Origin of the sequence: Amycolatopsis sp. NBC_00355 (assembly GCF_036104975.1) — a bacterium.
GTDB lineage: Bacteria > Actinomycetota > Actinomycetes > Mycobacteriales > Pseudonocardiaceae > Amycolatopsis.
The window spans coordinates 2,648,059-2,667,660 of the sequence record NZ_CP107982.1; the positions used below are offsets into that span (position 1 = coordinate 2,648,059).

Genomic DNA, 19,602 nt, shown 5'->3' on the forward strand with positions numbered 1-19,602 from the left:
CCCCGCCCTCCCTCGCGGGCGGCCCGGCATGGGACGACCGCCGCAGCCCGGTGACGACCGGGACTGCGGCGGTCGCCATTTGCGCGCCGGTTTCCCGAACGGGAGCCCGGCGCCCGCAAGCCCGGCGGCGGGGTGCAGGAGATCCGCCGCCGGGGGACGCCGAAGCGGCGGCGTTCCGCCGGTCGCCGCCCAGCCGGATCACTCCAGGGTTGCGGCGGCGGCCGGCCCTCCCCCGCGCCGGGACAACAGTGCACGACGGCGCCAGGATCAGAACGCAAGCGATGCGCCCTGCCGAAGCGGTCGTGAGTGTTCAGGGCGGTTCTAACCGCCCTGAACACTCACGACCAGCCGCGGCAGAACGCTTGATCGCGGCCCGGTGGGGCTTCGCCGGCGCCGCGCACTTCAGCCAGGCGTTCCGCGGCGCCTACGGCCTTTCGCCGAGCCGGTTCCGCCGGGACGGGAAACCGTTGTCCTGAAGGAAGACAAGCCGTGTCAGCGGGCGATGCGGGCCGCGATGCCGTCGAGCAGGAAGTCCAAGCCCATCCGGAACGTCTCGTCCGCGTCCAGGTGGGCGGCGTCGTGGATGACCGTGGACAGCGCGGGGAACCGGCCGGTGGCGAAGGCCCGCATCAGGTAGGGCCCGAACGTGGCCTGCCACTGCGCCTTGTCCATCCCGCTGGCCCGCTCGGCGCGCCGCTCGGTGACTTCCCGGCGGACCGCGCCGATCACGTACGCGTTGACCGCGTCGACCACCGGCATCACGTCGTCCACGCCGACGGCGCCCATCGCGGCCACCACGGCCTCTCCCCTGGCCAGCGCGTGCGGCCCGAGCTGGGGCCGCCCGCCGATCAGGTCGGCGAGCCATTCGTGCCGGTGCGCGGCCCGCCGGGTGGTTTCGGCCGAGGAGCGCAGCACCTCACGCCAGTCGTCGCCGATCGGCCGGGTCTCGGCGTAGATCGCGTCGAGCATCAGGTCGAGCAGCTCCTCCTTGGTGGCGATGTAGCCGTAGAGCCGCATCGGCCCGACGTCCAGCGCGGCCGCGATCTTGCGCAGCGACACCGCAGCCAGGCCGTCCGCGTCGGCCAGCCGGATCGCCGTGCCGACGATCAGCTCCCGGCTCAAGGGCGCCAGCACCGGCCGGTCCGGCGGCTCCGGCCGCTCCCACACCAACATGCGGCTGACGATACATCGCCCGTCCTGATACGCTGTATTTACCAATACGGTGTATCGGAGGCAGTCATGGACATCGCCATCGTCGGAGCCGGCATGGGCGGGTTGGCCCTGGCCCGCGTGCTGCACGTGCACGGCATCGACGCCGTCGTGTACGAACGGGAACCGTCGCGGGACGCGCGCGGTCAAGGCGGCATGCTCGACATCCACTCCGGGCAGCGGGCATTGCGCGAAGCCGGCCTGTTCGACGAGTTCACCGCGATCGCCCGCGGCGAAGGCCAGGACATGCGGCTCCTCGAGCCGGACGGAACCCTGCTGCTGCAGGAGGACACCCCCGACGACGCCCCGCTCGCCCGGCCCGAGGTCGACCGCGCCGATCTGCGCGACCTGCTGCTGGACTCCCTCCCCGAGCACACGGTGCGCTGGGGGCACGCGTTCGCGTCGGCCGGCGACGGCGTCGTGCGCTTCGCCGACGGCAGCAGTGCGACCTACGACCTCCTGGTCGGCGCGGACGGTGCGCAGTCCCGGGTCCGCGCCCTGCTCACCGACGCCCGCCCGGAGCACATCGGCCAGAACGTCGTCGAGCTCGGCATCCCCGACATCGACCGCACGCACCCCGATCTCGCGGCGATGGTCGGGCGCGGCAACTACTGGGTGCTCGGCGACGGGAAATCCCTGGCGGCGCAGCGCAACGGCGACGGCCGCGTCCGCTTCGGCCTCAGCTTCTACAACACCGGCGAGGACTTCTTCGCCACCAGCGGGATCCCCCTCGACGACCCGGCCGCCGCCCGGGCGCGGCTGATCGACCTGCTCGCCGGCTGGGACCCCCGGTTCACCGCGCTGATCGCGGCTTGCGACGACACGGTCGCGGCGCGGTCGATCACCACGCTCCCGATCGGCCTGACCTGGCCGTCGACGCCCGGCGTCACGCTGCTCGGCGACGCCGCGCACCTGATGCCGCCGGTGGGGGAAGGCGCCAACATGGCGCTGCTCGACGGCGCGCTGCTCGCCCTCGCGCTGGCCGCGCACCCGGACGACCATCCGGCCGCCGTCGAAGAGTACGAACGCGAGATGTTCACCCGCGCCGGCGCCGCCGCCCGGATGTCCGCGGACATGCAGGAACTGCTGATGGCGCCGGACGCGAGCCAGCGGCTGCTCGCGTTCTTCCAGCCCGGCTGACCGCGGGCCGGTGTCCCGGAGGGATCTTCGTGGCAGGATGGCCGGGTGCCGCCCGAACCCGTTGTGGACCTGCGTGACCCGGCCGTCCTCGGCGACCCGATGCGCGGGTACGACCGCATCCTCGCCGAATCACCGGTCTGCCGGGCCCGGCTGCCGAACGGCGACGAGGGGTGGCTGATCACCCGCAGGGACGACGTCCGCGCCGTGCTCTCCGACCCGGCTGTGCGCAACGATCCCACCGGCCTGCCGGGGCACGGCGCCCAGACTCAGGAGCAGGCGTTCCTCGCGCTGGGCACGCCTCCGGAGCACCTGCCCTACCTGCGGGCGAGCCTGCTCAGCCTGGACGGGCCCGAACACGCGCGGCTGCGGCGCAGCATCAGCCACGCCTTCGGCGCGTCCCGGGTCGCCACGCTGCGCCCGCGGGTGCAGGAGATCGTCGACGTACTGCTCGACGGCCTCGGCTCCGCGTCCGGGACCGTGAACCTGCTCGACGAGTACGCCTACCCGCTGGCCATGGCCGTGGTCTGCGAGCTGGTCGGCGTCCCCGAAGCGGACTGGGCGGATTGGTGGCGCTGGGGGAAGGTGCTGGTCGGCACCGATCCGGCGCAGATCACGCCGACGCTGGGCGAGATGTTCTCCTTCTGCCACAACCTGATCGACCAGCGCCGCGCCGACCCGCGCGACGACCTGATCAGCCAGGTCGTCGCCCAGGACGACCTGACCGACGTCGACGCCGTGGCCGTCCTGGTGTTCCTCGTGCTCGCCGGGCACGAAACCATGGCGCACATGCTGTCCAACGCGGCCCTCGCCCTGATGCGCGATCCGGCCCAGCGGGAGCTGCTGCGCACCGAGCCGGAGCTCTGGCCGGCCGCGGTGCGCGAGCTGGTGCGCACCGACGGCCCGGTGCAACTGGCCCGGCTGCGCTACGCCGCGACGGACATCGAGGTGGGCGGCGTGCGGATCGGCGCGGGTGACGCGGTGCAGGCGGTGCTCGGCGCCGCCAACCGCGACCCCGCGCGGTTCGCCCACCCGCACGACGCCGACGTCCGGTGGCAGGCGCAGCACGGCGGCCGCGAAGGCAGCGTCGGATTCGGCTGGGGGCCGCACTTCTGCCTCGGCGTCGCGCTGGCGAAGCTGGAAGCCGAGGTCGCGCTGCGCAGCCTGTTCGACCGATTCCCCGCGGTGTCCCCCGTGGCCGAACCGGCCTGGGTGCCGCTGCCCCGCGGCCGGCACCGCGTCAACCTGGACGTCCGGCTGCGCTGACTCACCATGGTGCGCCCGACATCACCACGGACGCGCCGCACAACCGCCGCCCGGCACCGCGTCGACCTGGACGTCCGGCTGGTTCACCGCGGCGCACGGGCGTAGAAGCCGACCGGCATCGTCACGTCGGCGCTCGACGCCCCGCACTCGAGCATCCACAGCGCCGCGGCGGGACCGAGGTCGCGGCCCAGGGCGCCGAGCGCGTCCGGGTCGGGGGCGGCCGCGCGCGCCTGCTCCACCCCGCGCACGAACGCGTCCGGGTCCCAGCCGCCGGAGTCGGCGCCGCCGAGGCTGCGCGCGCCGGCGGTCAGCGTCGCGGCCGGCAGCGGGTCGGTGATGCCGAGCAGGCCGTGGGTGCGTTCCCCGGCGAGGATCCCCATCCAGCGCGAACTTTCCGGGGTGGGGCGGGGCCCGGTCCAGCGGGGCCGGCCGTCCATGTCCGGGAGCTTCGCCGGGCTGCCGGACACCGCCCAGCGGCCCGCCCACTCGACGGCCAGGCCCGGAGCACTGCGGGAGGCGGGGTTGTGGAAGCGGGCCATGTCCCACCGGTTGCCGACCGCGACGGCGGCGAGGTCGCGGTGCGGCCAGACCCGCGCCTCCCACCAGAACCCCCACGGGAACGCCGCCGTGTGCCCCCACCACCAGTCGTCGCCCAGCTCCGGGTCGGCGAGCTCGAGGGTGAGGCCCGAGAACGACCGGACGCCGTGCTGGCTCGGGCGCGGGACGCGCGGGGCCACCATCGCCGCGAGCGACTCCGGGCGGACGAGCCCGCGGTCGCCGTTCGCGGTGCGCAGCAAGGATTGCAGCAGCCGCCCGGCGTCCGCGGCGCTGGTGTGCATCCCGACCCCGGGGTAGGCCGAGGTGCGCAGCGGCGGGCTCGGCAGGCACCAGTCGCCGAACGCCATGTACCCGGTCGCCCGGCCGGTGTTCCGGTCCGGTGAGCCGGGCGCCCACGGGTTCCGCGTGCCGTCGTCGATGCTCGTGTCGTTCATTCCGGCCGCCGCGAAGACGTCCCGGTGGACGCGGGCGCCGTAGGGCTCACCGGTCAGGTGCTCCACGGCACCACCCAGCACGCCGACGCCGAAACTGGAGTACGAGTAGGGACCCGGCGACGTCACCAGCGGCAGCACCCCGCCGTACTCCACGGCACGCCCGGCTTCGTGGCGGCGCCGGACGTAGTCGAGCACCGGTTCGGCCGGCGCGGTGTGCGCCACCGCCGTGACGATGTCGCTGTAGTAACCGCCCTGGTGGGCGGCCAGCATGGCCGTGGTGACGGGCGCGGGGTCGGCACCGCGCAGCCCCGCGGGCAGCACCTGGTCGATCGGCGTGTCCAGGCCGACCGCGCCGGCCTCCACCAGCTGCAGGAAGGCCAGCCCCGTGACGGGTTTGGTGAGCGACCCCGCCGGCGCCACCGTCTCGGCGGTCATCGGCCGGCCCGCGCCCAGGTCCGCGAACCCGGTCGCGGCGGTGCGCAGCTCGCTGCTCGTCGCCACCGCGACGGCGACCCCGGGCGTGCCGGTGACGGCCGCCAGCCGCGGCAGGACGGTGTCGAGCGCCATCATCACATCGTCGAGCATGCTGCTCCTCGCTGAGTCGACCGGAGTGCCGCGATCGCGTGCCTGTTCGGCACGTGATCATCCCCTGGTCCGCGGAAGCAGGTGCAGCGACATCGGCTTACCCGGCCGTTCCGTCGGCCATCGCGCTCGGGAAGCCGGTCCACGGACCGTCGGGAAAGCGCTCCGCCACCCGGTCGAGGTCGGCGCGCATCGCCGCCGCCAGGGACTCGTCGCCGTCACGCGAAGCCGACAGCCGGCGAGCCAGGTCGTGACCGGCCGGGGCCGGGTCTTCGGGATCCACCTCGACGTGACACCGTGCTGCTGGCGATCGGTTCCGCCAACAGGGATCCGGCGATGTTCGAGCGCCCGGACGAGCTGGACCTGCAGCGGCCCCGGGGCGCAGTCTGGCGTTCGGCCACGGCATCCGCTACTGCCTCGGCGCCGCGTTGGCCCGGATGGAGGCGAAATCGGATTCCGCGTGCCGCTGCAACGATGGCCCGGGCTCCCGGTGATCCGGGGCCTCACCGACCTTCCGTCCGCACGGACGGTTAGGCCGTCTGGCCCTGGCTCCACTCCGCCACCGGTTCGGCGGGCGCGCCGATCTTGGTGCCCTTGCGGTAGCCGCCGAAGATCAGGCCGAGCACCACGATGACGAGGAAGATCAGCAGAACCCACAGCCACAAGGACTTGCGCACGACGTTTCCCATCGTCGGAGACCTGACCACCCGAGCGGCAACACCGTACCCCCGCGGTCGCTTAGCCTTGCGGCGGCGTGGGTAATCCTCCCGGTATGACTGGTTGGGGAAAGCGGCTCGTCGTCCTGGCGGTGGCGGTAGTGGTGCTGGCCGCGGCGGCACTCGTCGCATCGGCCGTACACCTGTTACCCCAACTGCGCAATCCGTTCGCCGAACAGACCGAGGAGCACTCCGGTCCGGTGCTGCTGCAGTCGATCGTCGAGCTTTCGCGCTACGAAGCCGCCAGTGGTTCGTTCCAGGTGGTCGTCGACATCACGACCAGCTCGGCCCTGCCCAGTTTCCTCGCGGGCAGCGACACCATGTTCATCGGCGTCGGCACGGACAACGCCTTCGTGGACTTCTCGCACCTGAAGGGCGACGCGGTCCAGGTCTCCGACGACCGCCTGTCCGCCACACTCACCTTGGGGCACGCGCAACTGGAGCCGGCGACCCTGGACGTGCACGAGTCGCACGTGTACGCGCAGCAGCAGGGTTTGTTCACCCGCATCAACGAGTTCCTCAGCGGGAACCCGAACTCCCAGCAGGCGCTGTACGAGCTCGCCCAGAAACAGATCCAGGGCGCGGCGGAGAAGAGCACGCTGGTGGCCGACGCGGAGCGCAACACCAAGACGATGCTGATCGGCCTGCTGCAGTCCCTCGGCTTCAAGAACATCACCGTGAACTACGCCGACAACGCCGTCGGCTGACGAGCGGAAGCGCGGGCAAGCCAGGTGGCCCGGATTCGCCGGCCCGCGGGCAGAACCTCTTCGACGGCGGCACCGGCTACCCGCCCCAAGGGCCGCGCTCGGGTCCCGGCGGTTAAGCCCGGCGCACCGGTGACCTGCCGTGCGCCACACCCTCGCCGGCCCGGTACGGCTGAGGCTCCGGCGGCGAGGACGTCGTCCCCTCCGGGCCGCTCGACCGGGTGGCGGCCGGGCAGGCTAGCTTGCTCGGGTGACTCTCCTCGACGACGTGGCCGAACGCGACGGCTGGCGATGCTGGGTCTGCGACGAACCCGTCGACCCCGGCATGTCGGTCAACGACCCGCGCGGGCCCAGCGTCGACAGCCGGACCGCGGACCGCAAAGCCAAGATCGCCGAACGGCTCGCGCACCGCGGGTGCAACACCCGCAAGGGCGCGGTCAAGGTGGTCATCGCCTGGCCGGACCGCCTGCACGTGGTCGAGCCCGCGCCGCTGATCACCGTCGCCGGACGGCTGGAACGCAAGGGCGGCCGCGAGATGGTCGCCCGGTGCCCGACCGAGAAGGACGCCCAGGAAGCCGCGGACTGGCTGGTGGACCGGTTCTCCCGGCTGGTGCCCGGGCTGCCGGTGACCGCCGCCGTCGAGCCGGGTGGCGGCCAGTTCCTCCTCATCCTGGCCGCCGGCCGCCGCTGAGCGGCGCCCCCGCGGGCACGCCCGGCCGGTCACTGCTCCGGCAGCTGACGGCGTTCGCGCAGGCGGGCCAGGTCCTCGCGCATTCCGGTGGGCAGGAGCTCGGCCATCTGCTCGGGACGCAACGGCAGGTCGAGCAGGCTGAGCTTGACCCGGCTGCGCCGCGCGTGCCGGCCGGGATCCAGGCGCACGACCTGTGCCGCGTCCGGGCGCAGGGTCGCCGTCAGCGGGGTGGCGGGATCGAGCGGCCGCCACGCGTTCCCGTCGACGCGCAGCATCGGCGGGGCGCTGCGGGCCGCGCCGCGCAGGGTGACGACGTCGCGGGCGGGCAGCACGATCGAGCGGCTGACGCCCGACATCGACGCGACCGGGGTCACCGCGAACACTTCCGCCGCCGGGGAGATCACCGGGCCGCCGGCGGCGTAGTTGTAGGCCGTGGAGCCGGTCGGGGTGCTCAGGATCAGCGCGTCACAGCGGTAGTACCCGAACTGCGCCCCGTCCACCAGCAGGTCTACCTCGACCGTCGCGCCGGGCTCGGCCCCGCCGACGACGACGTCGTTGAACGCGACCGCGGTCGCGGCGCCCTCCGCCAGCGCGATGCAGCTGTGCGGCTCGACCTCGAAGTCCCCGGCGTGCACCCGCTCGAGGGCGGCGGCGAGCTCGGGCGGCGCGATCTCGACCAGGAACCCGACGTTGCCGTAGTTCACCCCGAGCACCGGCACCGGCCGGTCGACGGCCAGCCGCAGCGCGCCCAGCATCGTCCCGTCGCCGCCCAGGCTGACGACAGCGTCCACCTCGGCCGCGAACTCGGCGTCGGACACCACCGCCACGCCCGCTCCGACCTGCGCCGCGTCGGTCTCCCGCACCAGCAGTCCGACCCCGCGCCGCGCGGCGAACGAGACCAGCACCTCGACCGAATCGTGCACCGGCTTCCGCGGGTGCGCCACCACCCCGACACGACTGATCTCTGCCATGGGACTCATTCTGGCCGTTCGGTGCCCGGGACGCCGGTCCGTGCCGAGGTCTGCCGCATCCTCGGGTCGTGCGTGGGGTCGGGGTACATCGGCGGGCACCCGCCGTCGACGGCTTCGAGCCGCAGTTCGTAGTGCCAGGGCTCGTTGCGGTAGATCTGGCAGAGCCCGTACCCGGCGCCGTGCGCGGAAAGCCACGCCCGGGCTGCGGCGGGACCGACGTCGACCGCGTCGCCCGACACGTGCGCGGACGTGGCGGGGGTGGCCACCCACCGGGCCGCTTCCGTGGCCGAGCCGTACTTCGAGACGGCCTCGTGGAGCAGGTGCTCCTGGTACGCCGGGGAACGCCAGCCGCCGTTGACGAGGATCGCGACGCCGTCGTGCGCGGCCTCGGTCGCGGCCCGGCGCAGGGCGCCGAGCAGACCGGGATCGAGGTTGGCCACGGCCGGCGTCTCGTCGTCGAAGACCGGCACGGGGTCGGGAACCGCGCCGTGTGCTTTGCCGAGCGCGCGCCGGAAGTCCGAAGAGGACGCCGGCGCGGGGGTGCGACGGGCCGCCGTTCGTGCTGGTTCGGTGGAGGGCATGCCCCCAACCAAGGCGGCGCGGCGTTGCCGGCCCGTATGGGGCTTTGGATATGACGACGATATGCCGCGGCTCGTAGCATCGGAGGATGCGTGTGCTGATCGTCGAGGACGAGCCCTACCTGGCGGTGGCCATCCGTGACGGGCTGCGCCTGGCGGCGATCGCCGCCGACGTCGCCGGGGACGGCGACACCGCGCTGGAACTGCTGGGCGTCAACTCCTACGACATCGCCGTGCTCGACCGCGACATCCCCGGACCCTCCGGCGACGAGATCGCCGCGGGCATCGTCGCCTCCGGCAGCGGCATGCCGATCCTGATGCTCACCGCCGCCGACCGGATCGACGACAAGGCGTCCGGGTTCGAGCTCGGCGCCGACGACTACCTCACCAAGCCGTTCGAGCTGCGGGAGCTGGTGCTGCGGTTGCGGGCGCTCGACCGCCGGCGCGCGCACGCCCGGCCGCCGGTGCGCGAGATCGCGGGCCTCCGGCTGGACGCCTTCCGCCGGGAGGTCTACCGGGACGGCCGCTACGTCGCGCTCACCCGGAAGCAGTTCGCCGTGCTCGAAGTCCTCGTCACGGCCGAAGGCGGCGTAGTCAGCGCCGAAGAGCTCCTGGAACGGGCGTGGGACGAGAACGCCGACCCCTTCACCAACGCCGTGCGCATCACCGTGTCGGCGTTGCGCAAACGCCTCGGCGAGCCCTGGGTCATCACCACCGTGGCCGGCGCCGGGTACCGCATCGACGTGGCGCCGCCGCACGAGGGAGCCGAGCGTGACTAGGGAGCCCGGGTTGAGCGTCCGCCTCAAACTCACCCTCAGCTACGCCGGTTTCCTGATGCTCGCCGGCACTTTCCTGCTCGCCGCGGTGTGGGTGTTCCTGCTGCGAGGCACACCCATGAGCATGCTCGCGCCCAGCTTCCCCAACGTCGCGCGCGCCCTGGATCCCCACAACTTCGGCCCCGGCGTCTTCGGCTCGGCGGCCATCGTGGTGCTGGTGTTCCTGCTGGTGTTCGGCCTGCTGGGCGGCTGGCTCCTCGCCGGCCGCATGCTCGCCCCGCTCAGCCGGATCGCCGAGGCCACCCGCCTGTCCGCGAACGGGTCGCTCTCCCACCGGATCCGGCTGCCGGGACGGCAGGACGAGTTCCGCGAGCTCGCCGACAGCTTCGACGCCATGCTCGCCCGGCTCGAAACGCACGTCCTCGAGCAGCGGCGGTTCGCGGCCAACGCGTCCCACGAACTGCGCACTCCCCTGGCGACCACCCAGGCCCTGCTCGACGTCGCCCGCGACGACCCCGCGCGGGACCAGCTCGAGCTGATCGACCGCCTCGACACGGTCAACAAGCGAGCGATCGAGCTCACCGAGGCCCTGCTCCTGCTCAGCCGCACCGAGCAGCGGTCCTTCAGCTGGGAACCCGTCGACCTGTCGCTCATCGCGGAAGAAGCCGCCGAGATCCTCCTGCCCTTCGCGGAGAAGCACGACGTCACGGTCGAGACGTCCGGAGACATCACCCCGACCGACGGCTCACCCGCTCTGTTGCTGCAGCTGACCACGAACCTCCTGCACAACGCCATCGTGCACAACCTCCCCGGCCACGGCACCGTGCGGCTCGAGACCGCCGTCCGCCCCGGGTTCGTCGTGCTCACCGTCGAAAACTCCGGCGACAAGCTCAGTCCACAGCTGGTCTCGACCCTCACCGAGCCGTTCCAGCGTGGCACCGAACGCATCCGCGGCGACCGCGAAGGGGTCGGCCTCGGGCTGGCGATCGTCAAGAGCATCATCCGGGCGCACGACGGAATCCTCCACCTCACCCCCCGGCCCGACGGCGGTCTCCGCGTCACCGTGCAGCTGCTCGCCGCCCGGCCACCGCGGTGAGCACGTGCCGGGCCAGGACGTCGCCACCGTCCGGCGCGCCCGCCGCGGCCGCGCGGGCCGCCATCGCCGCCACCCGCCCGGGGTCGGTGAGCACCGGGATCAGGGTGGTCGCGAGCCAGGCCGGGCCGAGGCCGGCGTCCTCGACGAGCAGCCCCCCGCCGGCCGCGACGACCGGCTCGGCGTTCAGCCGCTGCTCACCGCCGCGCAGGGGCAGCGGGACGTACGCGGCGGGCAGGCCGACGGCGGCCAGTTCGGCGCACGTCATCGCCCCCGAGCGGCAGAGCACGAAGTCGGCCGCGGCGTAGGCGTACCGCATCTCGTCGACGTACGGGACGATCACGTACGGCGGGTCGCCGTCCGGCACCTCGGCGGCGTGCCGCGCCCCGGTGATGTGCAGGACCTGCACGCCGGCCGCGCGCAACGCCGGGGCCGCGCCGGACACGGCGTCGTTGATCGTCCGGGCGCCCTGCGAACCGCCGGTGACCAGCAGCACCGGACCGTCGGGGCGCAGGCCGAAACGCTGCCGCGCGGCGTCGCGCAGCGCGGCTCGGTCGAGCCCGGCGATCGCCTGCCGCAGCGGGATCCCGACGGCGGTGGCGTGGGCCAGCCGGACCCCCGGCGCCGCGGTGAACACGTGGGTCGTCAGCCGGGCCGCCAGCCGGTTGGCCACGCCGGGCCGGGCGTTCGCCTCGTGGACGACGATCGGCAGGCCCCGCCGGTGGGCGGCGAGGTAGGCCGCCATGGCGACGTAGCCGCCGAAGCCCACCACGGCCTCGGCCCGCACGCGGTCGAGCACCGCCCCGGCCGCCCGCACCGAGTCGCGCAGCCGGCCCGGCGTCCGCAGCAGGTCCCCGTTCAACTCGCGCGGCAGCGGCGCCGGCGGAATCAGTTCGAGGGGGTAGCCGCGAGCCGGGATGAGCGTGGTGTCCAGGCCGCGGACCGTGCCGAGCGCGGTGATCCCGGCCGGGTCCGCCAGCCGGCCCAGCGCGTCGGCGAAGTTCATCATCGGCTCGATGTGCCCGGCCGAATGACCGCCGGCGACCACGACCCGCGGGGCGGGGCTAAGCGAGGGGAAAGTCAAAGTAGCGGTCCGGATGAGGTTCATCGGCCAGGGTGTAGTGCCACCACTCGACCTCGTACGAGCGGAAACCGCAGGACTCCATGAGGGACCGGAGGTGCCGGCGGTTGGCCGCCTCGGCCGGCGTGATTCCTGGTGCGTCGTGGTGGGAGAGCTCGTCCATCAGGTCGTGGCCGCCGCCCATCGCCGCGAGCTCGCCGGTGGCCAGGTGGTAGAGCGTCAGGTCGACGGTGCTGCCCCGGCTGTGGCCCGATCTGGCGGCCACGTAACCCTTTCCGACCATCTCGGCGCGGTCGATGTTCGGATAGTGGCGTGCCTTCGTCCGGCCGTCCTCCGGCTGGGCCGACCAGCGCAGGAAGCAGTCCACAGCTCGTTGCGGGCGATAACCGTCCCAGAGCAGCAGGCCGAAGCCGAGGGGCGCGGCCTTCTCCCGCGCGTCCTCCAGCGCCGCGCACAACGCCGTCGTGCCGGCGATCCGGTTCGCCAGGTAGCCGTCCACGGGTTTGCCGGTGAAGTTGTCCCAGGTCGCGTACTTGGCGTCCCAGCGCAGCCCGGGCACATGCTCGTCCACGAAGACGAAGTCGTCGTTCACCGGTCTTTTCCCGTCAGCGCCAGCGACACGACCCGGTCGATCACCTCGGCGAGGGGCAGCCCGGCGGCCGCCATCATCCTCGGGTAACGGCTGTAGGACGTCAGACCGGGCAAGGTGTTGACCTCGTTGAGGACCACGGTCCCGGCTTCGGTCAGGAACATGTCCACTCGCGACAGTCCCCGGCACCCCAGCGTCCGGTAGATCGCCTTCGCCGTCTCCTGGACGAGCGAGCGTGCCGCCGCGGAGATCGGCGCGGGCACGGTGATCGTCGAGTTCTCGGAACCGCTTTCCGGCGCGCTTTCCTGGTGGATGCGGAAGAACCCGTGGGACAGCGAGATCAGGTCCACCTCGCCGGCGGTCAGCTCGAGGTCGTCGCCGAGGATCGCGCAGCCGACCTCACGACCGGCGACCGCCCCCTCGATCAGCACCTTCGAGTCGTACTGCCGCGCGGCTTCCACCGCGCCCCGCAGGTCCTCTTTGCCGGCTACTTTGCTGACGCCGAAAGACGATCCCGAGCGCGCCGGCTTCACGAAGACGGGATAGGTGAGCTCATCGGGATCGGGGTTCTCGTGCGCCGGGACGACCCGGAAGTCCGGCGTCGCGATGCCCGCGCTGCCGGCGACGACGTAGGCGAGGGACTTGTCCATGCACAGCGCGGAACCCGGGATGCCGCAACCGACGTACGGGATGCCGGAAAGCTCCAGCAGGCCTTGCAGCGCACCGTCCTCGCCGAGCGTGCCGTGCAGCACGGGCAGGACGACGTCCAGGCCGATCGCCCGGTAGCGGCCCTCCTCCAGGACGAGCAAGCCGCGGACGCCGCGGTCCGGCGACAGCACGGCCGGGCGGCAATCACGGGTTTCCCAGTCCTCGTCCGGGCTGTCGCAGAGCTTCCATTCGCCGTTCTTCGTGATCCCGATCCAGTACGGCTCGTACCGGTCGGGGTCGAGGTTCTTCGCGACCTCCCGCGCGGACTTGACGGACACGAGGTGTTCTTCGGAGGTGCCCCCGAAGACGATTCCGAGCTTCATATCCACTGCTGCTTTCTGCTGGCGAAGTTCACGCAGTTGACCAGGGAGTTTTCGACGGTGTCCCGTAGGGCGTGCCCGGTGTAGTAGGCGGTGTGCGGGCTGATGACGACGTTCGGCAGCTCCTGCAACCGCGACAGCAAGCTGTTGTCCACGGGTTTGTCCCGGTGGTCCGCGTAGAAGATGCCGTCTTCACCTTCGACGACGTCCAGTGCCGCGCCGCCCAGTTCGCCGCTCTCCAGCGCCGAAACGAGGGCTTCGGTGTCGAGGAGCGGCCCGCGTCCGGTGTTGATGACGTAGGCGCCGCGTTTCAGCAGCTCGATGCGCCGACGGTTCAGGAGGTGGTGGGTGCCGGCGTCGAGCGGGGTGTGGAGCGTGACGATGTCGCTCTGCCGCACCAGATCGTCGAGGGGAACGTACTCGACGGCGGCTTCGGGACGGCTGTCGTAAGCCAGCATCCGGCACCCGAAGCCCCGTAGCCGGTCCACGACCGCCGCGCCGATGCGTCCGGTGCCGACGATCCCGACGGTCAGATCGCGCAGCTCCTTCCCGCGAGTGTCGCTGAGCCGGTAGTCGTGGACGTCCGCGCGTCTGAGGGTGGCTTTGACATCCCGTACGGCCATCAGCATCAGCATCAGCGTGTAGTCGGCCACGCTGTCGGGCGAATAGGCGACGTTCTCGACGGAAATCCCGACACTCGCCGCGTAGTTCACGTCGATGTGGTCGTAGCCGATGCTTCTCGTGGAGACGTACCGCACGCCGGCCTGGCTGAGCGCGAGCAGAGTGCCGTCGGAGAGCCGGGTTTTGTGGCCCACGCTGATACAGCGGTTTCCGGCCGTCAAGCCGACGCCGGCCTCGGCGACCGAGGCCTCCGTGATGGTCGGCACGACACCGAGCCGTGGGGCCAGTTCCCGGATCAGGGCGGCCTCGTCCCGGCCGCACCCGTAGACCGTGATGCCCATACCCGGGACGGCGGCGAAGGACCAGGGCGCCGGCGCCCGGCCGCGGCGGTCCGCTGTGCGCGCCGGTTCGCTGGAGGTCATGGCCGCCAGTCAACCCAGCGCGCCGTTGCCGGCACGTATGCGCTTTTTGATATGCCCGCAACAAGTTACCGGCCGGTACCGCGCGGGACTGCCGCGGCGTTCACTGGTTCGGGTTGCCGACCGGACTTCGGGGTGCGCGGCACACCCCGGCGTGTCGATCATGAAGGGCACCTGATCCGAGGTTCGCGCCCGGCCCGGCACCCCGAAAGGACCGACTGTGAGTCTCGCCGTTCCCGAGCAGGCGCTCGCGATCTCCATGCGCCACACCAATGGCCTCGTCTGCGTGCCGATGGCCCCCGAGCTCATTGACCGGCTGCGCCTGCTCGCCGACTCCGCCACCACACCCGGCCTGCTCTGCCGGCCGGGACGCGTCTTCCCGCTGCGCGCCCGCCCCGGCGGCCTCGCCGAGCGACGCGGCCGCACGGAAGCCGCGGTCGAGCCGATGCGCCGGTGCGGCCTCGCGCCGGTCGCCGTGATCAGGGAGGTGTGCAACGACGACGGCCGCGTCGCCCGGCCGCGTGCCCTGGCCGACCGGCGGTGGCCGAAGGTCGTGTCCATCGAGCAGATCGCGGCGGCCCGCTGATGCTCGCCGCCACCGTCTTCGACCTCGACGGGACCCTGGCCGACAGCGCGACGACGTGGACCCTGGTCATCGGCACCGTCGCCGCCCGCCACGGCCACGCGTGGACCCGCGACGACCGGACCGCGATCCAAGGCACCGGCACCACGCACTGGAGCGGCTACCTCGCGGACCGCTGCCCGGACCTCACGCCGGAATCCGCCGTCGCCGAATGTGTCGAAGGCATGGTCGCCGCCGTCGAGTTCGGCCGGTTCGGCCTGCTCCCCGGCGCCGCGCGGCTGGTCACCGCCGCGGCCGAGCGGGGCCCGGTCGGTCTCGTGTCGGCCTCCCCCGGGCGCTACGTCCGGGCGGCGGTCACCGCGTCGGGCCTCGCCCGGCACCTGCGCACGATCGTCACCGGTGACGACGTCGCGCACGGCAAACCCGCACCGGACCCGTACCTCCTGGCCGCGCACCGCCTCGGCGTGCCGCCGCACCGGTGTCTCGCCGTCGAGGACTCCGGTTCCGGCATCCGCTCGGCGCACACGGCCGGCATGACCGTGCTGGCCATCCCCCACGCCGCGACCGCCCTCGATCACGACGTCCTCGAGCTCGCCACCCACCGTGCCACGGACGCCCGGACCGCCACCGGCACCGTGCTTTCCCTGATCGGGGTGCCCGGGCACGAGCCGGCCACCGCGGAACTCTTCGCACGGCACCCGGCCGTCGCCCCCTAGCCGATCGTGGACCCGGTCAGCCGCGTGGTTCTCCCGGTCCGGCCGGAGATCGGCGACCTCGGCGAACGCGTCGAGCAACCGCGCTGTACCGGTACCTGACGACCCGCGTGGCGGCGTTGCCCGCGATCACGCACATCGAGACGGCGGCCGTGAACCGGACCGTCAAGCAGGCCGCGAACCAGCCGTAGCGCGGGTAACCCCCACCTGGGCGGGCCGTAATCCGCCGTGTGGCCCAATCCGCCGGAATCCGACCGGCGCCCGGCGGTACGGTGCTAGCTTCCCCTCCGTCATCCGCCGCCCGAGCGAGGTGTACCAGCGATCGTGACCCCGCAGACGGACAAGTTCGCCGCCTACCTGCGCATGTTGAAGGACCGCAACGGGCAGGGCTACGAACGGCTCGGCCGGCAGGCCGGGGCCAGTGGCTCCAGCCTGCACCGGTACTGCTCGGGCAAGAGCGTGCCCGCCGACTACCGCGTGGTCCACTCGTTCGCCAAGGTCTGCGGCGCGTCCGCGGACGAACTGCGCGAACTGCACCAGCTGTGGGCCCTGGCCGACGCCGGCCGGGTCGACGAGGCGCCGCCGGAGCACGTCGAGCCGCCGGCCGCGGCACCGGCCCCCGGTGAGGACGCCGCGTCGCCGGTCGGGTGGTCACCACGCAGGCGCGGATACGCGGCGGTGGCCATCGCGATCGTGGCCCTGCTGGCGGGCGGCCTGGTCTGGGTCACCGCCGCCGGCTCCGAACAGGCCCCCGGCCGGTACGCCGACCGGGTGCTGTTCTCCCCGGCCTGCCAGCCGCCGGTGAGCATGGGCCAGCACGACGAGTGCGTCACCGAGGTGCAGAACCTGCTGGTCGCGGCCCAGGGGCGGCTCTCGGTCGACGGCTCGTTCGGCCCCGAGACACTGCGCCGGGTCACCGCGTTCCAGATCATGGCCGGCCTGCCCGCTCGCGGCGTCGTCGACGAAGCCACCAAGAACGCGCTCTACGACCACCGGACCAGCCTCGCGGGCTGGTCGGCGGCGATGGTGGAGCAGCGGATCCGGGCCGTGTTCACCGAAGCGCCGGACACCGCGGTCGCGATCGCCCGCTGCGCGTCCTTCCTCGATCCGCTGTGGGTGCTGCCGAACACGAACGGCAGCCGCAACTGGGGGATCTTCCAGATCTCCGACAGCCGCCTGCTCGACCTGGGCGGCACACCTCGGCAGGCGTTCGACCCGGCCTGGAACATCGACGCGGCGCACCGCCTGTGGAGCGCGCGCCACGACTTCCACGACTGGCCGTCCTGCTCGGCGGCCCTCCAGAACCCCCTGACGCACTGAGCCCGCTGTTGGCGCGAATCCCCGCTTCCGCAGTCTGCCGCGGCCCTCGTGAGTGTTTAGGGCGGTTCTAACCGCCCTAAACACTCACGACCAGCCGCGGCAGACCGCTCACCGGCACCTCGCCACGAAGTCGCCAGCAGCACCCTCCGCCGTATCGAGCCCGCTGCCGTATTGAGTCTCGGGAGGGCGAAGCCCGCGCCCGCCAGGCCGGGGAGGGGCCGGGGGCGCAGGCTTCGCGGCACGGTCCGGGGATCCCCCCGACGCCGGAAACCCCCCAGGGTTTCCGGCGTCCGGCCCCGGCCGAGGGTCAGACCGTCCCGTTCTCCCACCACCACGCGCGACCGAGGTCGGCCCGGCTGTCCACGTGCTGGTGATCGGTGTTGTAGGTCTCCAGGCCGGAGAACCCGCTGGTCTCGGCCTTCTGGTAGACGGTCTTGTTGGCCACGCCCGGCACGTCCAGGTCGGCCGCGGTGCCGTACATGTGCATGCTGTCGCTGGCGCCGCCGATCTCCGCGTTGTGCGCGATGCTGCGGAACCCGGAGTTCACCGTGATCGCCTTGTTCCCGAGCTTCTTGCGCACCGCCTCCAGCTTGTACATGCAGCGGCGGGCGTTCTCCTTGGCGGTGGCCGCGCTGACCTTGCCGCCGTTGAAGGTCCCGCTCACCCGGTCGGTGAACTCGCTGAAGTTGAAGTGCGCGGTGGACCCGTCGCTCTGCTCCAGCGCGTTGAGCGCGGCCTGGGTGGCCGGGCCGGCCTCGCCGTCCGCGCCCAGGCCGTACGCCGCCTGGAACCGGCGGACCGCCGCGGCCGTGCCGGGGCCGAACTCGCCGTCGATCGAGACCCGGCTGTGGCTGGGAGAGTCGGCCGCCCAGCCCGCGACCCGGATCTGGAGCTCGGTCACGTCGGCGCCGGTGCTGCCCTCCGCGAGGGTGCGGGACCACGGGTAAGCCTGGGCGACACCCGGCAGCAGCAGCGGGCTGACCGCCAAGGCCGTGCCGATCACCGCCGCGCTGCGGAGCAGCGTGCGGCGGCTCATGGGGAGACTCATTCTCGTCCTTTCCTAGCGGGATTTCGGGCGGGATTTCAGGCGGGGATTCAGCGGTTGGCGAGCTGGTCGAGCGCGGCCTGGGTGCCGTTGAAGACGTCGCCGGTCGCCGGCGCGGGGATGCCGTCGGCGATGGCGGCGTCGGTGTACTGCCACATCAGCCAGGTGCTCGACCCGGCGGGCAGGGCCGGCTGCGTGACGGACTGGCGGTAGTCGGCGAGCTGCATCGGATAGGCGGCGAACGCCGTGGTGCCGCCCAGGCACGCGTCCAGGAACGACTTCTGGGTGTAGATGATCGGGGTCCGGCCGAACGCCGCGGCCACCTTGTCCAGCCACGCCTTGGCGTCGGCGACGGTGACGTACGGCGGGCAGCCGCCGGAGCCGTCGTCCTTCCACTCCAGGTCGAACACGGGCGGCAGGTCACCGGCGCGCTTGCCGGTGTACCCGGTGGCGCGCACCGCGGCGATGAACCGGTCCGCCTGCGCGCCGCCGGTGCCCGCCGTGGTGCCGGTGTAGAAGTGGTACGGCCCCACGGCCAGGCCCGCGTTGCGGGCGGCGGGCAGGTCCGTGGCCAGGTACTCGTCGGTGACGTTCAGGCCGCGGGTCGCCTTGACGGTCGCGAACTCGACGCCGGACGCCTTCACCGCGCCCCAGTTGATCGGCGCACCGCCGGGGTGCTGGTACTTCGCCGTGTCCACGCCGTCGATCGGGTGCCCGGCGGGTTTCGGTGGCACGCAGTAGGTGTTGCGGCTGGACCAGTCGGCGACCTTCGACCAGGTGGTGGGCCCGGCGACGCCGTCGGCACTGGCGTTGACGCAGTGCTGGAACTGGATCACCCGGTTGCGGGTGCCGTCCCCGAAGCTGCCGTCCACCGTCAGCGGCGGGTAGTGGCCGGGTTCCATGGCGAGGTTCAGCCGGCACTGCAGTTCTTCGACGTCCACGCCGGTGGACCCGCTCTGCAGCGTCGGGCGGGCGGTGGACAGGCCGCACACGACGCTCTGCGCGGTGCCCGCCGTGCCCTGGGTGGCGCACTTCTTCGGCCGCGCGGCCCACGAGTTCAACGCGGCCCACGTGTTCGGCCCGATCTCGCCGTCGACGCCCAACGCGGCGCACGCCTGGAACACGCGCACCCGGGCGTCGGTCGCCGGGCCGAAGGAGCCGTCCGCGCCGATGGGTGTGTACTTGCTCGCCTTGGTCGCCAGGTTCAGTTCACACTGGGCCTCGGCGACCTCGGTGCCGGTCGCCCCCTGTTTCAAGGTGGGCTGGGAGCTGGTGTGCCCGCACACCGCGACGGGTGCGGCCGCGGCGGTGGTGATGGCCGTGGCGGCGGTCGCGGCGGGGAACACCAGCAGCACCGCGACGGCCAGAGCGAGTCTTTGCATGGCGAGCAGGCTGGCAGCGGTCACCCCCGCCGGTCGCCGGTCGGCGGCCGACTCGGGACGCCGGGACAGTCCCACCCCACCGGACCAGCGGGAACGCCACCCCCGT

The 19,602-nt window shown here is 72.7% G+C and carries 21 protein-coding genes and 1 pseudogene; 10 read left to right on the forward strand and 12 right to left on the reverse strand.

Going from position 1 to position 19,602, the window contains the following annotated elements; translation table 11 throughout:
• Window positions 1–362 precede the first annotated feature (362 nt).
• Window positions 363–476: a helix-turn-helix domain-containing protein gene (locus OHS18_RS10860; RefSeq protein ID WP_328616882.1), complete on the forward strand. Its 114-nt coding sequence runs from the start codon at window positions 363–365 to the stop codon at window positions 474–476.
• 16 nt (window positions 477–492) lie between these two features.
• Here the strand turns inward: OHS18_RS10860 and OHS18_RS10865 are convergent, their stop codons facing one another.
• Window positions 493–1,173, reverse strand: a complete 681-nt coding sequence (locus OHS18_RS10865; RefSeq protein ID WP_328453410.1) for a TetR/AcrR family transcriptional regulator — start codon at window positions 1,171–1,173, stop codon at window positions 493–495.
• A 66-nt stretch (window positions 1,174–1,239) separates the two neighbouring features.
• On the opposite strand from OHS18_RS10865, the gene OHS18_RS10870 reads away from it, so the two are divergent.
• Window positions 1,240–2,349 carry an FAD-dependent oxidoreductase gene (locus tag OHS18_RS10870; RefSeq protein WP_328616883.1) on the forward strand — a complete coding sequence of 370 codons (1,110 nt, stop codon included), beginning with the start codon at window positions 1,240–1,242 and terminating at the stop codon, window positions 2,347–2,349.
• Window positions 2,350–2,394: 45 nt separating this feature from the next.
• Window positions 2,395–3,612 (forward strand): cytochrome P450 family protein, encoded by a 1,218-nt coding sequence (locus OHS18_RS10875; RefSeq protein WP_328616884.1) that lies wholly within the window; start codon window positions 2,395–2,397, stop codon window positions 3,610–3,612.
• Window positions 3,613–3,695: 83 nt separating this feature from the next.
• On the opposite strand, the gene OHS18_RS10880 is transcribed toward OHS18_RS10875, so the two are convergent.
• From OHS18_RS10880 to OHS18_RS10890, 3 genes are all read right to left on the reverse strand, one after another.
• Entirely contained in the window at window positions 3,696–5,189 is a 1,494-nt protein-coding gene (locus tag OHS18_RS10880; RefSeq protein WP_328616885.1) for a serine hydrolase domain-containing protein, read from the reverse strand.
• A gap of 97 nt (window positions 5,190–5,286) precedes the next feature.
• A complete protein-coding gene (locus OHS18_RS10885) occupies window positions 5,287–5,469 on the reverse strand; it encodes a hypothetical protein (RefSeq protein WP_328616886.1) in 183 nt (60 codons plus the stop codon).
• A gap of 247 nt (window positions 5,470–5,716) precedes the next feature.
• On the reverse strand, window positions 5,717–5,875 hold the full coding sequence (locus OHS18_RS10890; protein WP_328616887.1) for a hypothetical protein: 159 nt from the start codon (window positions 5,873–5,875) through the stop codon (window positions 5,717–5,719).
• An 83-nt stretch (window positions 5,876–5,958) separates the two neighbouring features.
• Here OHS18_RS10890 and OHS18_RS10895 point away from each other — a divergent pair, with 83 nt between their 5' ends.
• Entirely contained in the window at window positions 5,959–6,609 is a 651-nt protein-coding gene (locus OHS18_RS10895; RefSeq protein ID WP_328453398.1) for a DUF4230 domain-containing protein, read from the forward strand.
• A gap of 247 nt (window positions 6,610–6,856) precedes the next feature.
• Window positions 6,857–7,297, forward strand: coding sequence for a hypothetical protein (locus OHS18_RS10900; RefSeq protein ID WP_328616888.1), 441 nt, complete (start codon window positions 6,857–6,859; stop codon window positions 7,295–7,297).
• A gap of 29 nt (window positions 7,298–7,326) precedes the next feature.
• On the opposite strand, the gene OHS18_RS10905 is transcribed toward OHS18_RS10900, so the two are convergent.
• Together OHS18_RS10905 and OHS18_RS10910 are read right to left on the reverse strand one after the other, a co-directional pair.
• The gene (locus OHS18_RS10905; RefSeq protein WP_328616889.1) at window positions 7,327–8,268 is read right to left on the reverse strand and encodes an NAD(+)/NADH kinase; all 942 of its coding nucleotides are present in this window, start codon (window positions 8,266–8,268) and stop codon (window positions 7,327–7,329) included.
• A gap of 5 nt (window positions 8,269–8,273) precedes the next feature.
• On the reverse strand, window positions 8,274–8,849 hold the full coding sequence (locus OHS18_RS10910; RefSeq protein WP_328616890.1) for a M15 family metallopeptidase: 576 nt from the start codon (window positions 8,847–8,849) through the stop codon (window positions 8,274–8,276).
• Between the two features lie 86 nt (window positions 8,850–8,935).
• On the opposite strand from OHS18_RS10910, the gene OHS18_RS10915 reads away from it, so the two are divergent.
• On the forward strand, window positions 8,936–9,625 hold the full coding sequence (locus OHS18_RS10915; protein WP_328453390.1) for a response regulator transcription factor: 690 nt from the start codon (window positions 8,936–8,938) through the stop codon (window positions 9,623–9,625).
• Complete coding sequence (locus OHS18_RS10920) at window positions 9,618–10,718, forward strand: sensor histidine kinase (protein WP_328453388.1); 1,101 nt, start codon at window positions 9,618–9,620, stop codon at window positions 10,716–10,718. The genes OHS18_RS10915 and OHS18_RS10920 overlap by 8 nt, the downstream gene beginning before the upstream one ends.
• Here OHS18_RS10920 and OHS18_RS10925 read toward each other — a convergent pair.
• From OHS18_RS10925 to OHS18_RS10940, 4 genes and pseudogenes are all read right to left on the reverse strand, one after another.
• The gene (locus OHS18_RS10925) at window positions 10,681–11,823 is read right to left on the reverse strand and encodes a UDP-N-acetylglucosamine--N-acetylmuramyl-(pentapeptide) pyrophosphoryl-undecaprenol N-acetylglucosamine transferase (RefSeq protein ID WP_328616891.1); all 1,143 of its coding nucleotides are present in this window, start codon (window positions 11,821–11,823) and stop codon (window positions 10,681–10,683) included. The two genes, OHS18_RS10920 and OHS18_RS10925, sit on opposite strands and share 38 nt — an antisense overlap.
• Window positions 11,780–12,388: a D-Ala-D-Ala dipeptidase VanX gene (gene vanX, locus OHS18_RS10930; RefSeq protein ID WP_328616892.1), complete on the reverse strand. Its 609-nt coding sequence runs from the start codon at window positions 12,386–12,388 to the stop codon at window positions 11,780–11,782. Before vanX ends, OHS18_RS10925 begins: the two co-directional genes overlap by 44 nt.
• Window positions 12,385–13,416 (reverse strand): D-alanine--(R)-lactate ligase, encoded by a 1,032-nt coding sequence (gene vanA, locus OHS18_RS10935; RefSeq protein ID WP_328616893.1) that lies wholly within the window; start codon window positions 13,414–13,416, stop codon window positions 12,385–12,387. Before vanA ends, vanX begins: the two co-directional genes overlap by 4 nt.
• A pseudogene (locus OHS18_RS10940) lies at window positions 13,413–14,375 on the reverse strand (D-isomer specific 2-hydroxyacid dehydrogenase family protein); the annotation flags it as partial. The pseudogene OHS18_RS10940 and the gene vanA, both read right to left, overlap by 4 nt.
• Before the next feature lie 298 nt (window positions 14,376–14,673).
• Between OHS18_RS10940 and OHS18_RS10945 the strand changes: the two are divergent.
• From OHS18_RS10945 to OHS18_RS10955, 3 genes are all read left to right on the forward strand, one after another.
• Window positions 14,674–15,039: a 3,4-dihydroxy-2-butanone-4-phosphate synthase gene (locus tag OHS18_RS10945; protein ID WP_328616894.1), complete on the forward strand. Its 366-nt coding sequence runs from the start codon at window positions 14,674–14,676 to the stop codon at window positions 15,037–15,039.
• On the forward strand, window positions 15,039–15,752 hold the full coding sequence (locus tag OHS18_RS10950; RefSeq protein ID WP_328616895.1) for an HAD family hydrolase: 714 nt from the start codon (window positions 15,039–15,041) through the stop codon (window positions 15,750–15,752). Before OHS18_RS10945 ends, OHS18_RS10950 begins: the two co-directional genes overlap by 1 nt.
• 321 nt (window positions 15,753–16,073) lie before the next feature.
• Window positions 16,074–17,069: a helix-turn-helix domain-containing protein gene (locus tag OHS18_RS10955; protein WP_328616896.1), complete on the forward strand. Its 996-nt coding sequence runs from the start codon at window positions 16,074–16,076 to the stop codon at window positions 17,067–17,069.
• A gap of 307 nt (window positions 17,070–17,376) precedes the next feature.
• Here OHS18_RS10955 and OHS18_RS10960 read toward each other — a convergent pair whose 3' ends face one another.
• Window positions 17,377–18,117, reverse strand: coding sequence for a D-Ala-D-Ala carboxypeptidase family metallohydrolase (locus OHS18_RS10960; protein ID WP_328453376.1), 741 nt, complete (start codon window positions 18,115–18,117; stop codon window positions 17,377–17,379).
• A 47-nt stretch (window positions 18,118–18,164) separates the two neighbouring features.
• Entirely contained in the window at window positions 18,165–19,496 is a 1,332-nt protein-coding gene (locus tag OHS18_RS10965) for a GH25 family lysozyme (protein WP_328453373.1), read from the reverse strand.
• Window positions 19,497–19,602 lie beyond the last annotated feature (106 nt).